Below are 13,404 nucleotides of genomic sequence, written 5' to 3'. Positions count from 1 at the left end.
TCTAGGTGACGGCTATGGCTACTGCATCTCAATCTCCAAAGCAACTGCGCTGGTTGATGCGTGCCTTTGTCGATGGCACCAATCTAGCACCTGCCGAGCGCCGCAAGCTATATATCAAAACCGGAGCATGTGCACTGCTGTTGATTTGGCTGGTCGTGCTACTTACGGTTACCGCAAGCCCTAAACGTTACGAAAGCAAGTGGACTTTGATTTTACCGGGGGTTGGTGCGGGTGCAACGGTGAGCCTAGATAGCATTGGTCAAGCCAATAGCTCTTCAAACTCACCCTATCAAAGTTCGGCAATTGATCCTCGCCAAAACTACAAGGCATTATCGACCAGTGATAACGTATTGGCACTGGCAGCAAAATCATTACAAATCAAAACCAGCGAATTAGGTAAGCCCAAATTAAAACTGCCCACTCAAACAGGCATTATGCACTTTAGTATAAAGAGTGCTACTGCCCAAGGAGCGCAGGACAAAGCTTGGGCACTATACCATAGCCTTCAAGCCTTACTGAACTCACTCAGAGAAGATGAAAGTCGTCAACGTGAAAACGGCATAAAAATGGGCATTGAAGGCTTCGCTTCTAAAGTTAACGCAAGCCAAAAGGAGATCCTCGCATTTCAGTCTGAGATAGGCCTAGTATCACTTGACCAATTTAAAGAATTAGCACTCACTATCGAGCGTTTACGCCATAATCGCGTCAATCTCGTCTCAAAGCTAGAAGGGTTGAAAGCAAGCCAGCGATCAATTCAAGCACAGTTATCACTATCGCCTCAGCAAGCAGCTGATATTCTTACTTTAAAAAATGACCAACTGTATCAACAGTTACTTGTGGTTTATACCAATGCGACTTCCACATTAGCCGAAATAAGCGGACGATATGGGGCTAAACACCCCCAAGTACTTACCCAGAAGCAACAACAAAATACCATAATGAAAGCGATGACTAAGCGCAGTCAAAGTTTATTGGGCTATGCTGATAACAGTTTGATGTTAAAGCTATCTGCAGATGACATTGATATGCGTGCTGAATTGATGAGTCGCTTATTATCAACAACAACTGAGTTGCATGGTCTTACAGAAGAGATCAATACATTAGATAGCCAAATCAATCAATGGTATGACAGACTGACCCATAGTCACGATGATGCAGCCAAACTCGAAGACTTACATCGCCAACACCAAGTTGCAACAGCGGTATTTACATCTGCACTAGCAAAAATGGATGTAGGAAAGTCAGATATTTATTCAGCTTACCCTATGGTGCAATTGCTTTCAGCACCAAGTCTGGCTGAAAAACCAAGCAAGATGGCCACCATTTTGGCAATCATTGGTGGGTTGTTAAGTTCGTTTATGTTAATCACTGGATTAGGAATCGCATGGATACGCAAACCCATACTCCGCAAAATAGTGATGAAAAGTTAGTTTGGTATAGTATTAGTTTTACCTACCTTTTCTGGTTGCTAGGCGCTGTGTACATTGTGGCACCAGTGATCGGTTGGGTATTGCTGTTAAAAATGCTGCGCCGCTATACTTTTAACCATGCCCCCTACCAGATCCCGCCAGCGGTTAAAACATGGTGTATTGCCATGTTTATCATGCTCGTCGCGCTAATCATCGCCCATATTGACTATCAACTGGGTACTCCCAAACTGATTAAATCAACAATTGGCTGGGCAAAAGGTTGGGCATTATTAGCCGTATTCCCATTAATTGGCGCACTAGATATTCGCCCCGAAATTATCTACCGCGCATGCTGCCAAGTCTGTAAACATACATTGATTTTACTGCCTTTATTCGTCTTAGCATGGTTGGTTCGATTACCAGAAACATTGTATGTGTCACCCACCAGCATCATTGGCGGGCCAGGTCCTGAATTCTTTAGTGTGAGCTTATATGAAATCGATCCCGGCAGCGGCTTACCCAGGTGGCGATTATTTACCCCGTGGGCACCTGCTCTAGGTATGTTAGGCAATCTGTTTTCAATATTTGCCTTGCAAGAAAAGTCGCTAAAATACAAACTCTATGGTTTAGCCGGTGCATTGATAATGATATTAATTTCTCAATCTCGGCTCGCCATTGCTTGTTATCTTTTCATAATGGTTTATTTCATTTTTTGGCGCTACCACAAACAACCAGCGCTATATTTAATTGCCAGCCCAATCGTGCTCGTTGCAGGCCTATTTGGCACTCATGTACTAGAAAAACTCGAATCTACTATCTTAGCAATCAAAGCTGCAAGGGCGGGCTCAACAAGAGTAAGAGGAGAACTGGCACACATCGCGATTGAACGTTGGTCCAATGAAGCGATATGGTGGGGTCACGGGATTGTCGAGCGCGGGCCCCACCTAGTGGAATACATGCCCATTGGCTCACACCACACTTGGTATGGACTCCTCTTTGTTAAAGGGGCTATTGGCGCTACCGCGTTAGCAATCGCAATGCTGTTCAGCGCTATGAGCTTAATAAGACACTGTGCTAGTCACCCATTAAGCCGCGTCGCTTTGGCTGTGCTCATTATGTTATTTCTTTACACCTTTGGTGAAAACCTTGAAATCTTAGCCTACCTGTTTTGGCCAGGGCTTTTAATCATTGGTATTGCCTTTAAAACTCAATTAACACCGAGTCAATCCGATAACGCATCATAAAACCTAAGCAAAATGCACTTTAGCTCATTTGCAAAATGCAAAAGTGCTGCCTGCCTTACTGCCACAAAAAATATTACCCTTTAATTTCAATAGTATAAAACATGGCATAAATCCTGTAAGCCCTAGGTTAGGCAATCACTCAGCCACGACAACAAACTAGGATGAACCATGGCAAAACTCACTCAATATCTTAAAGGCATCGCCAGCGATAAACTCAGTAAAGGTATTTTCTGGCTGGGTTCGGCGCAAGTGATTGGCCGCATCGTTAGATTAGGTTCAAGTATTATTATTGCGCGGCTACTAACACCGGAAGTGTTTGGCCAAGTCGCCATCATTCTTACCTGCTTCGAGCTCATTCACACACCCACTAAACGAATTAGCTCTGCCATGTTGATCGCGATGTCTGAAACAAAATTTACCGCCCATTTAGCCTCGGCCAATAGACTTAATTGGTTAGCTTGTATTGCAGCGTTTTTCATCATGGCATTAGTCAGTTTTCCTATTGCCAGTTATTACCAACAGCCCTTAGTGCTGCCTATGATAGTAATGGCTTCAAGTTATTTACTGTTGCCATTTGGCATGTTGCATGCTGCGAAAAATCTTAAAGATAATAATATGCGAGTCGTTGGCAGTGCTGTGCTTTGGCAAACCATTTTCGATAGCCTACTTACGGGGCTGCTTGCGATACTAGGTTTTGGCATTTGGGCAATTATTGTTCCTAAAGTGCTAGTTGTATTTGTATGGGTTTTCATCCACCGCCGCGCCACCAACATCGAATTAAGTCACCAGATAAAAAATCGCTCACTGGCTAATTTGGCACGTCCAGGCTTGCAGGTAGGCTTGGCCGACTTAAGTATCGCGTTGCGACAAAACATCGACTACCTGCTTGTCGGTTACCTTTTAGGCGTCGAAGCTTTAGGGGTCTATTTCTTTGCCTTCAATGCCAGTCTTGGTATTAGTTTAGGGTTGGTTCAGAGTTATGGCACTGCCCTGTACTCAAATCTGTGCGAAGCGCCTATCGAGCAACGAAGCCAGCAGTACATCAACTCTTTAAAACTGATATTTGTTTTTGCACTACCTATCATAGGCCTGCAAGCCATATTGGCCCCTTTGTACGTACCGTTAGTTTATGGCGAGCAATGGGTCAATGCCGGCGCGCTGCCCATCTTTATCTTGCTATGCCTCAGCGGATTATTTCGCCCACTGGGTGAAGCAACCAGTCAATTATTAATAAGCATTGGCCGCAGCCAACTCAATCTATTCTACAACGTCGGATTTACCGCAGCACTGACGATAGCGATTGTCATTGCCAGTTACTTCGGGCTCACCATGATTGCGTTGGCTATTTTACTTATCCACCTAATCGGTATGCCTATTTTCAGTTTCTACATCTACCGCACCCTTAAACAGCGTGCATCAAAAAATTATCTTAAGTCGCCTCAGGAGGCTCGCTATGAATATTAAAGTATCGGTCGTCATGCCTGTTTATAATGTGCAGCACTTTGTTAAAAGTGCTATCGATTCTGTATTGAAGCAAACTTATACAAACTTTGAACTGATTATTGTAAATGATTGCTCGACTGATCAAAGCCTAGCACTGTGCCAAACATTTAATGACAGTCGTATTCGCATCATTAATCATCGAAACAACAAAGGCTTGGCTGCAGCAAGAAACACTGGTATCAGACATGCTATTGGTCGCTATGTTGCATTTATCGACTCTGACGATCAATGGCACCAAGATAAATTGCGCTTGCATGTTGACCACCTCGATGCCAACCCTAAGGTCGGTATTAGCTTTTCTCGCAGCGCATTTATGCGCCACAACGGCACCATGACACCCATTTATCAGATGCCACAACTAACAAATATTAGTGCCGAAGTGCTGCTTTGCCGCAACCCTGTTGGTAATGGTTCAGCCCCCGTGATCCGCCGAGAAGCATTAAATGATATTCGCTTTAAACCTTACAGCCATGCCGATGAATATAGTTGCTACTTCGATGAAACTTTTCGCCAGTCAGAAGACATCGAATGTTGGCTTAGAATGATTGCAACAACCAACTGGAAAATGGCGGGTATCCCGCAGCCACTGACTTATTATCGGTTAAACCCAGAAGGCTTGTCTGCTGATGTAAATAAACAGCTGGCATCGTGGGAGAAAATGATTGATAAAGCGAGGATCTTTGCCCCGCAATTGCTTAAAAAGCACGAAAATAAAGCGCGCGCTTACCAGCTAAGATATTTAGCCAGGCAAGCGGTAAGGAGCGGACAAGGCAAAACGGCTAAACAAATGATTGATAAAGCCATTGCTCAATCACCGGATCTATTGATGGAAGAAACCGGGCGTACTGTTGTCACCTTAAGTGCCGCTTATTTATTGTATATATTACCTACAAGTATGTTCAAAGCATGCGCCAAACTAGGCCAATACTGCATTGGACTTAGGCAACGCTGGGTGATCGGGCGTGATGGGGTTAACGCATCACAATTTTAAGCCAGGGTTTTAGTACATGAACCATAACAAGCTGTTGCGACAACATCAGATCCAATCTGTTTTGTCGCCCTCCATCTTTTGCCAATGCTAACAATCCCCGTTGCCAGTATTGGTTCGCTATCTTGGCCGACTGTGAGCACTGCAATGCGCATTGCAAACTGCAAAGAGCAATCCTCAAACCGCACACGGCCAACACTCAACCAACTCAAATTTAACTCAAGCGATTGATAATTAGCAATTTTAAATGTTGGCACACCTCATGCTTATCTTTATATAACACTAAGCACAGTTAAACATGAATTAGGAGCCACCTATGACCTCATACAAGATTAAAGCTGGCATGAACATGACCAAGGCAATGATACGTTTAGTTGACGTGACCTTAGCTGTCATGCTGCTTACTTTAAGCGCTCCTATCATTATGTTGATTGCCACCATTCGAAAACTCAAACTCAATGCCGCCTTTGAGCGCATTGCACTACTCGACCAAAGGCAGCAAGCTTTCTACGTATATCACTTAAATATTCAACACCCTGCGCGTAAGCTTCCCGAGTTATTACAAGTGATCACTGGTAAGTTGCACCTATTAGGATCGCAACAGCGTTTTATATTCGAAAAAAGCACTGTGGTCGCTTCAAAGCCAGGCATCCTTTGTTTCAATCAAGTACACATTAAAATGGGCTTAAATTTTGAGTGCCAACAACAAGCTCTCATCAATGCACATCGCAACGCTATCAGTTACCTACTGGCTATTTTTCGATTAATACTTATCAACCTGTTTTCCGGCTCAGCGACACACCTTCAATGTGACAGCTTTAGGTTATTTGATGTCAAAATTAGCAACGTGACCATGCCCTCGATGATAGAGCAAGTAATGCAAGCTACTACCGACAAGCAAAATCTAGCGCGGTTTGCATTTGTTAATGCCGACTGCATGAACACCGCCTACCATCACCATGATTACGTCACTGCACTTAACAGCTGCCAAAGTGTGTTTGCTGACGGTTTAGGGGTGCGTATTGCCGCTCAACACCTAGGATTGGCGCTCAAAGACAATGTTAACGGCACCGATATGTTCCCATTGCTATGTGAGCAACTATCCCTACAAGGAAAGTCAATCTTTCTTTTAGGTGGCAGACCCGGTATCGCGCAAATCACCGCACAAAATATGTCTAAGCGATTTCCTAAGCTAAAAATTGCCGGCACTCATCATGGCTACTTAGCCGACAGCACGCTCAATGCAAGTGTTATCGACAAAATTAATGATTCCGGCGCTGCTGTATTACTTGTCGCAATGGGTGCACCAATGCAAGAGCTGTGGTTGCACACTCACCAAAAGCAACTTCAAGTTGGCGCAGCAATTGGTGTCGGTGGCTTGTTCGACTTTTATTCAAATAGAATCAAGCGAGCGCCTTTATGGGTTAGACAAATTGGTATGGAGTGGGTTTGTCGTTTACTTGCAGAGCCCAAGCGCATGTGGAAACGCTACATCATTGGTAACCCATTGTTCATCTATCGCGTTCGTCGTTTTCACAAGCAAGCCGAAAAGGCTGCAAACACTAACGCAACAGATATAGCTAGCACGCATTTGGCCCACGAAAAGGTGCAATCGATGGAGCAACGCCTGCGTAACCCAGAGCTAGCCCATCAAAAAGCCTTATTAAAACGTGTTAGCCATAAGCTTGCCCTAAGAGTAAACAGTACAGCTAAACGCGCTGTTGATATTACAGTGGCGACCATTGCACTGTTGTTACTATCGCCCTTATTACTGATAGTGATTGCGCTGATTAGAATCGAATCTCCCGGCGCAGTATTTTTCCACCAGCAACGTGCTGGCAAGCATAACCTGCCGTTTAAAATGTGGAAGTTTCGCTCTATGTATGTAGATGCCCAAGCGCGGCTTGAGAAGTTACAGCAGCAAAATGAAATGCAAGGCGGTGTCACCTTTAAGATGAAAAAAGATCCGCGCATTACACGTATTGGCCGCTTTATTCGCAAAGCATCAATCGATGAGTTGCCACAACTATGGAATGTACTCAAAGGTGATATGTCGCTAGTGGGTCCAAGACCCGCATTGCTGACTGAAGTTGAGCAATACAGTCAACATGAGCGCTGCAGATTGAATGTTAAACCAGGTATTACCTGTATTTGGCAAGTAAGCGGACGCTCTGATATCCCGTTTGATAAACAAGTTCAGCTAGATATTGATTATATCTATCAACAATCTCTTGCTGCCGATATTAACCTTTTACTTAAAACGATCCCGGCGGTGCTAACTGCTCGCGGCGCGTACTAATTTATCTATCACCTAGGTGTGACTAAGGAATGACTATGCAAGCGATAATATTAGCCAATAGAACCGGATCAGAGCTATCTCCTTTAAACCAGCACTACTGCCCCGCTTTATTACGCATTGGCAGTAAAACGGTGATCGAATATACCATTGAAGATCTTGCCACTGCTGGAATTACCAATATAAAAATGGTCATCTCAGTCGATGCGGAGCAAATAGAGGCCTATCTTCAGAGCGGTCAACGTTGGGGCGTACAAATTGAGTATTTCTTGTCTAAGCCTGAGGAGAATACTTTAGATACCCTTAATCGCCTTTCGCTGCGTCGCGATGATTCAACCATTATTATCCGCGGCGATATCTTTAGAAGCCCATGTGTTGAGAAGTTTGTTCAGTTTTCAGCGCGCTTCCCTGCAGCTTATGTTGAAGCAAAAATGGCGGGAATGAACGCAGGCATGATGTTACTCCCCGCTGCAATTCCTTATATCGATGAACTCAATTGGCCACTGTCAAATGACCACGTCCACGCAGATGCAGTGACCTTAGTGTTGCATGGTCAAAACTTTCATTTACAGAGCTTGCGAAACTATATGCTCGCCAACCAACAGTTGATCCAAGGAGAGGTAAAAGGGTTAACCCCCAACGAAATGTTTGTCGCGAATGAGCAGTATGGTGGCTTTTATTTAGGAGAGAAAGTACAGATCAATCCCCAGTCAATGCAATCAGCTCAGGGACTTGTGGGGGCAAAGTCTTGGTTAGACGATAGCGTTAAAGTCGATAACACCGTCATTGTGGGTGAACATAGCCTAATCGGAGCAAACTCTAAACTCAATAACTGCATAGTGTTACCCAATACCTTTGTCGGTGAAGATCTTGAACTACAAAATGTGATTGTCAGTAAAAACCTACTGATCAACCTAAGTCACGAAGGCCACATCACTGTTGACGATCCAACGTTACTTGCGGCCAACGAAATAACGGCCACCCACAGTGAGACTCACTCTAGCCAATGGTTGAGATTAAGCTTACTAATCTGCTCACCCATTATTGCGCTGGCAACTTGCCTATTAGCAATCGTGAGCCTGATTAAACACCCAAACAACGCCATTGTGACAGAACACTTGACCGACAATGACGGCTCACCGTTTACAAGTTGGCGCTTTAACCTTCAAAACCGTTTCTTATCACTATTGCCACAACTAAGACATGTGATTTCCGGACGGCTAGCATTGTTTGGTGCTAGCGCAACCACTCAACACCCTCAAAGCAGTAACAATCAAACCTTAGGCGTATTGGGCCCTGTGCAACTATTACTTCCCAATAATGCGCCAGAAGAGGAGCGCCGCTTGATAGAGCTCACATTTACCAGTGACCCAAAAACCAGCAAGTATGCGCAGCTTGTTTTAGCAACCTTAAAGCAATCTACCACCAATGTGACTCAATAGGAGCTGACTATGAAAACAATCATTACCTACGGTACTTTCGATTTATTTCATTATGGACACGTCCGTCTACTTAAACGTTTAAAAGCATTGGGTGACAGATTAATTGTTGCCGTGTCTACAGATGAATTTAACGCCATAAAAGGCAAAGCCGCTTTCTTTAGCCATGCACAACGGGTAGAAATGCTGCAAGCTTGCAAGCATGTTGACTTAGTCATTGCAGAAACCCATTGGCAGCAAAAAATTGCAGACATCAAAAGATACAATGTCGACACCTTTGCTATTGGCAATGATTGGCAAGGCAGTTTTGACTTTTTAAAACAATATTGTGAAGTCGTTTATTTAACGCGCACACAAGATGTATCAACAACGGACATAAAAGTCGATTTACGTCAACCATCTGAATAAACAGAACTAAACTTAGTTAATAACGTGCAGATAATTGGCTTTAATAAGCCTCAGGCAGTTATGGCAAATTATCAGAATACCAAGGGAAAGGTAAATCTCTAAGAGGAACATAATACATGTCTAAGTCTACTTTAATGCCGATGTTAAAAGGCTTATTAGCCAAACTAAGCAATCGAATACTGGCCATGCTTCCTCGGCAACATAAAGCTGTATTAGGTTGTTACAAGAACAAATTTGCCGATAACAGTAAATATCTTTATCTACACTGGCAGCTCAATCATTTTATTCGCGCTATTTGGATTTCAGGTGACGATAAGGTTGTTGCACAGCTAAATCGTAAAGGGTATGAGGCCTATCATCGCTGGTCTTTTAAAGGGCTTTACCATGCCATAACAGCCCAATACTACTTTTACACTAGCTATGTTGGAGACGTAAACCAATACACCCATGGTGGCGCGATAAAAACCAATCTATGGCACGGCAGTCCATTAAAGAAAATTGAATTTGATATCGACCAAGGGCCTCTAGCAAAGGTTTATCAAAGCAGTAATCAGCAACAAGCATGGCTAAAATCAACCATGTTCTATCAAGAACACATACGCCCTGATTTGGTATTATGCCCTTCTACAGAAGTTCAAAAACTGTTTCAATCTGCCTTTAGATTATCTTCTCAGCAAACCTTAATCACTGGTAACCCACGTACAGATTTCTATGGCTGCTATCCCCATCGGCAAAAGGAGATTAGCAAGCTCATTGGTCAGACCTATCGCCAAGTCATCCTTTACGCCCCCACCTGGCGCGATGCGGGCCTAACCGATAAACAACCTGGTCAATCCCCCTATAACAAAGCCTTTAATTGGCCGCAGCTGTCAGCGCAATTAAAGCGTAATCATCAACTGCTACTCATTCGTTTACACCCTAATGAAGCCCATTATGCGCAAGAGCTGCAGGATATGGACAACATATTAGATATTTCAGATAGGGATGATGTTTATGATTTGCTCAAGCAGATCGATCTGCTTATTACCGATAGCTCATCGCTGTTTATCGATATCTTACCCAACAATACGCCATTTCGTTTCTATTGCTTTGACTCACAAGTTACCGAGCAGCGCAGTCATTACAACTACTCGCAAAGCTTGCCATTTATTAACAATGAAGACTGCCGTTGGAGGCTAGCCGATTTTGAAGAAGTACAAACCTGTTTAGATAGCGACTTTACTCAGCTATCTAAACAGGAAATAGAGGATTATGACAATTTGAAGCAATGGTTTTGGGAGAAGAAGAGCACATCAAATTTTGAAATATTAGAAAGCTACATAATCAAAAGTCATTGCCAGAAAAAAGCTACATCGGCTTTAGGCTAGTCTTATCAGCAACAGTAATCAAAAGTACAAAGATATAACCATTGAGTCCGTCAGCTTTCGAATTGATTTTCTCTCAAAAGGTTTTAAGCTATTTGAAGTTTGACACTTAGGATAACTATCCATCAAACTTCTCATAGTGACTGAAAACGCTTGAATATCAAACCAAATTTAATCCTTGAAAATTAGCTCTATTAGTAATTAACAACTTGCAATCTAATCACTGCCAAATAAGTCACGGGTATAAACTTTATCTTTTACGTCTTCGAGTTCTTCAACCATGCGGTTTGAAACAATCACATCCGCACTTGCCTTGAACTCATCAACACTTTTAACAACTTTAGAATGAAAAAACTCTGGTTCGTTTAACGCAGGTTCATAAACAATAACCTCAATCCCCTTCGCCTTGATTCGCTTCATAATCCCTTGAATTGAAGAGGCTCTAAAATTATCAGAACCAGACTTCATAATCAGTCTGTATATCCCAACAACATTAGGCGATTTCTTCAATATAGACTCAGCGATAAAATCCTTCCGAGTGGTATTTGCTTCAACAATCGCCCCGATCAAGCTGTTAGGTACATCAGCATAGTTAGCTCTTAGTTGCTTCGTATCTTTAGGTAAACAATATCCGCCATAGCCAAACGATGGATTATTATAATGACTACCTATTCGAGGATCTAAACCAACGCCTTCAATAATTTGCCTAGAGTCTAATCCGTGAGTTTCTGCATAGGTATCTAACTCATTGAAGTAAGCAACTCGCATAGCTAAATAAGTATTCGAAAACAACTTAACCGCTTCAGCCTCAGTAGAGTCAGTGAAAAGAATCTCGATATCCTGTTTAATCGCTGCATCGGCAAGTAAGTTTGCAAATACCTTAGCTCGCTCTGAGCGCTCACCAATGATAATTCTTGATGGATGCAGGTTGTCATACAACGCTCTGCCTTCTCTTAAAAACTCAGGGCTAAAAATAATGTTGTCACACTGATACTTAGCTCTTACTGATTGAGTAAAACCTACCGGCACAGTTGATTTTATAACCATCACAGCGTTAGGGTTTATTTCCAATACATCTGAAATTACAGACTCAACAGAAGCGGTATTGAAAAAATTGGTTTCAGGATCATAGTCTGTGGGAGTCGCAATAACAACATAATCAGCATCTTTATAGGCAAGCTCTTTATCTGTAGTGGCAACAAGATCGAGCTTCTTATCGACCAAGAAGCGCTCAATTTCATTATCAGATATTGGAGAAACCTTTTGATTGATTAGGTTTACTTTGTCATCAACAATATCTACTGCCACCACTGTATTATGCTGAGCAAGCAACACTGCGTTGGACAAACCAACATACCCCGTACCAGCAATTGCGACTTTCATTGTTATTCCTCTAAAACTAAAAACGCGTACATTAACATCACAACGCACTAAAGTCTTTGCTGACTATATAAATTTGTGTGATTTTATCCGGAATTCAAGCTTGATTCCTTTATTTGAAGCTTGCATATCCCACAATCGTTCACCATTGATAAGCGCCAGATAAACTATCGTAAAACTGTTACCCTATATACGTCTAACTATGGCATTATACGTCACTTTGAAAAACTCAACGATTTCCAAGTCCCATAGGCCAACCAATGATAATCCATATTTTTGAAAATATTCCTCATCATTATCATAACTTTATGGGTTTTTTCAGAGCTTACTGTAATGTAAAGAACAACCATAAGGTATTCATTGAAAGCAGTAAAAATGAAACAAGCGATCGCGAAAATGCTGAACGGTTGGCGGCGTCCGGGTTCAACGCGGAATTCTATTGCAACTCTATGCAGCTCGTTAAACTAATGCAGCAAGAAAATGCGAAATCAGAGTTTATATTTCATAGCCTACACAACCGAACACTGTGCTTACATTTAAACTTCACCAAGTTACTTAAACGTTGTAGCTGGGTTAGTTGGGGGGCTGATACTTATCAATATTTGGGTAAAAGTCGCACCTTTCGAGAAGTGATAGCTAAAAGTGCCCATGTACTAGCTTGCCGACGAATGCATTTTGTTAAATCACTAAATCCCGGTGATGGAAAGCTAATACAGCATACTTTTGGCCGCAAGAAAGTTGAAACTTTACCTTACCCCTTAGTAGAAGTCAGCCCACCAGAGACTCTTCCCATTCAAACTGACGGTCCATTGAGTATTATGTTAGGGAACTCTGCCGCAAAAAGTAATAACCATCCAGAGTTATTAGCCAGTGTTGCTCACTTAAGCAATGAGAATATCGAACTGATCATGCCGCTTAACTACGCAGGCACAGACGAATACATAGAAACTGTGATAGACCAAGGGAAAGCGATTTTCGGCCATAAATTCATACCGATACAATCAATGTTATCAAAAGCCGAATATGACAAACTATTGGCCCGTATTGATGTCACTGTGTTCGCTCACGACCGTCAACAAGGTTTGTATGTTGCCTATTATATGATGCTGCATGGAAAACAATTATTCCTTAAGTCTTCAACGAGTACTTATGAGAACTTCAAAAGCTATCATTTTACTATTGGATCTATTGATGACCTTAGTCAGCAAAGCGTAGAGCAGCTTCGGCAAGTTAGTCCAAAAACGCAGTTAAAAAACCAGCAAATACTGCTTGAAAATTTTACTGAAGCAGCCTTAGCACCTAAGTGGAGCAACTTCTTCGACAAATTGACACAAAGTCACCTGTAATCTGCTTTATAGGTGGTATAATCAGCG

The 13,404-nt window shown here is 42.5% G+C and carries 10 protein-coding genes; 9 read left to right on the top strand and 1 reads right to left on the bottom strand.

All coding sequences use genetic code 11. From position 1 onward, the window contains the following. Nucleotides 1–14: 14 nt before the first annotated feature. From ACHUFW_RS04345 to ACHUFW_RS04310, 8 genes are all read left to right on the top strand, one after another. The gene (locus ACHUFW_RS04345) at nt 15–1,430 is read left to right on the top strand and encodes a GumC family protein (protein ID WP_394200888.1); all 1,416 of its coding nucleotides are present in this window, start codon (nt 15–17) and stop codon (nt 1,428–1,430) included. Next, nucleotides 1,385–2,653, top strand: coding sequence for an O-antigen ligase family protein (locus tag ACHUFW_RS04340; RefSeq protein WP_394200886.1), 1,269 nt, complete (start codon nt 1,385–1,387; stop codon nt 2,651–2,653). Before ACHUFW_RS04345 ends, ACHUFW_RS04340 begins: the two co-directional genes overlap by 46 nt. A 168-nt stretch (nt 2,654–2,821) precedes the next feature. Further along, nucleotides 2,822–4,117, top strand: a complete 1,296-nt coding sequence (locus ACHUFW_RS04335) for an oligosaccharide flippase family protein (RefSeq protein WP_394200884.1) — start codon at nt 2,822–2,824, stop codon at nt 4,115–4,117. Beyond that, nucleotides 4,107–5,147, top strand: a complete 1,041-nt coding sequence (locus tag ACHUFW_RS04330; RefSeq protein WP_394200883.1) for a glycosyltransferase family 2 protein — start codon at nt 4,107–4,109, stop codon at nt 5,145–5,147. The genes ACHUFW_RS04335 and ACHUFW_RS04330 overlap by 11 nt, the downstream gene beginning before the upstream one ends. Before the next feature lie 313 nt (nt 5,148–5,460). Next, complete coding sequence (locus ACHUFW_RS04325; RefSeq protein WP_394200880.1) at nt 5,461–7,443, top strand: exopolysaccharide biosynthesis polyprenyl glycosylphosphotransferase; 1,983 nt, start codon at nt 5,461–5,463, stop codon at nt 7,441–7,443. 35 nt (nt 7,444–7,478) lie between these two features. Beyond that, nucleotides 7,479–8,882, top strand: a complete 1,404-nt coding sequence (locus tag ACHUFW_RS04320; protein ID WP_394200879.1) for a sugar phosphate nucleotidyltransferase — start codon at nt 7,479–7,481, stop codon at nt 8,880–8,882. A 9-nt stretch (nt 8,883–8,891) separates the two neighbouring features. Beyond that, entirely contained in the window at nt 8,892–9,287 is a 396-nt protein-coding gene (locus ACHUFW_RS04315; RefSeq protein WP_394200877.1) for an adenylyltransferase/cytidyltransferase family protein, read from the top strand. A 116-nt stretch (nt 9,288–9,403) separates the two neighbouring features. Next, a complete protein-coding gene (locus tag ACHUFW_RS04310; RefSeq protein WP_394200875.1) occupies nt 9,404–10,654 on the top strand; it encodes a CDP-glycerol glycerophosphotransferase family protein in 1,251 nt (416 codons plus the stop codon). Between the two features lie 213 nt (nt 10,655–10,867). On the opposite strand, the gene ACHUFW_RS04305 is transcribed toward ACHUFW_RS04310, so the two are convergent. Continuing rightward, nucleotides 10,868–12,034 (bottom strand): nucleotide sugar dehydrogenase, encoded by a 1,167-nt coding sequence (locus ACHUFW_RS04305; protein WP_394200874.1) that lies wholly within the window; start codon nt 12,032–12,034, stop codon nt 10,868–10,870. 257 nt (nt 12,035–12,291) lie between these two features. Between ACHUFW_RS04305 and ACHUFW_RS04300 the strand changes: the two genes are divergently transcribed. Continuing rightward, entirely contained in the window at nt 12,292–13,377 is a 1,086-nt protein-coding gene (locus tag ACHUFW_RS04300) for a TDP-N-acetylfucosamine:lipid II N-acetylfucosaminyltransferase family protein (protein WP_394200872.1), read from the top strand. The last annotated feature ends 27 nt before the right edge of the window (nt 13,378–13,404 follow it).

Origin of the sequence: Shewanella waksmanii (assembly GCF_043643685.1) — a bacterium.
Classification (GTDB): Bacteria; Pseudomonadota; Gammaproteobacteria; order Enterobacterales; family Shewanellaceae; genus Shewanella; species Shewanella waksmanii_A.
The sequence above is the reverse complement of the archived record's forward strand: the minus strand, read 5'-3'. Positions and strand labels throughout refer to the sequence as shown.

What these genes read in the sequence shown, in the direction of transcription:
- ACHUFW_RS04330 (WP_394200883.1), top strand. Translation starts at nt 4,107, where the DNA reads ATGAATATTAAAGTATCGGTCGTCATGCCTGTTTATAATGTGCAGCAC.
- ACHUFW_RS04300 (WP_394200872.1), top strand. Translation starts at nt 12,292, where the DNA reads ATGATAATCCATATTTTTGAAAATATTCCTCATCATTATCATAACTTT.
- ACHUFW_RS04345 (WP_394200888.1), top strand. Translation starts at nt 15, where the DNA reads ATGGCTACTGCATCTCAATCTCCAAAGCAACTGCGCTGGTTGATGCGT.
- ACHUFW_RS04320 (WP_394200879.1), top strand. Translation starts at nt 7,479, where the DNA reads ATGCAAGCGATAATATTAGCCAATAGAACCGGATCAGAGCTATCTCCT.
- ACHUFW_RS04310 (WP_394200875.1), top strand. Translation starts at nt 9,404, where the DNA reads ATGTCTAAGTCTACTTTAATGCCGATGTTAAAAGGCTTATTAGCCAAA.
- ACHUFW_RS04315 (WP_394200877.1), top strand. Translation starts at nt 8,892, where the DNA reads ATGAAAACAATCATTACCTACGGTACTTTCGATTTATTTCATTATGGA.
- ACHUFW_RS04305 (WP_394200874.1), bottom strand. Translation starts at nt 12,034, where the DNA reads ATGAAAGTCGCAATTGCTGGTACGGGGTATGTTGGTTTGTCCAACGCA.
- ACHUFW_RS04340 (WP_394200886.1), top strand. Translation starts at nt 1,385, where the DNA reads ATGGATACGCAAACCCATACTCCGCAAAATAGTGATGAAAAGTTAGTT.
- ACHUFW_RS04325 (WP_394200880.1), top strand. Translation starts at nt 5,461, where the DNA reads ATGACCTCATACAAGATTAAAGCTGGCATGAACATGACCAAGGCAATG.
- ACHUFW_RS04335 (WP_394200884.1), top strand. Translation starts at nt 2,822, where the DNA reads ATGGCAAAACTCACTCAATATCTTAAAGGCATCGCCAGCGATAAACTC.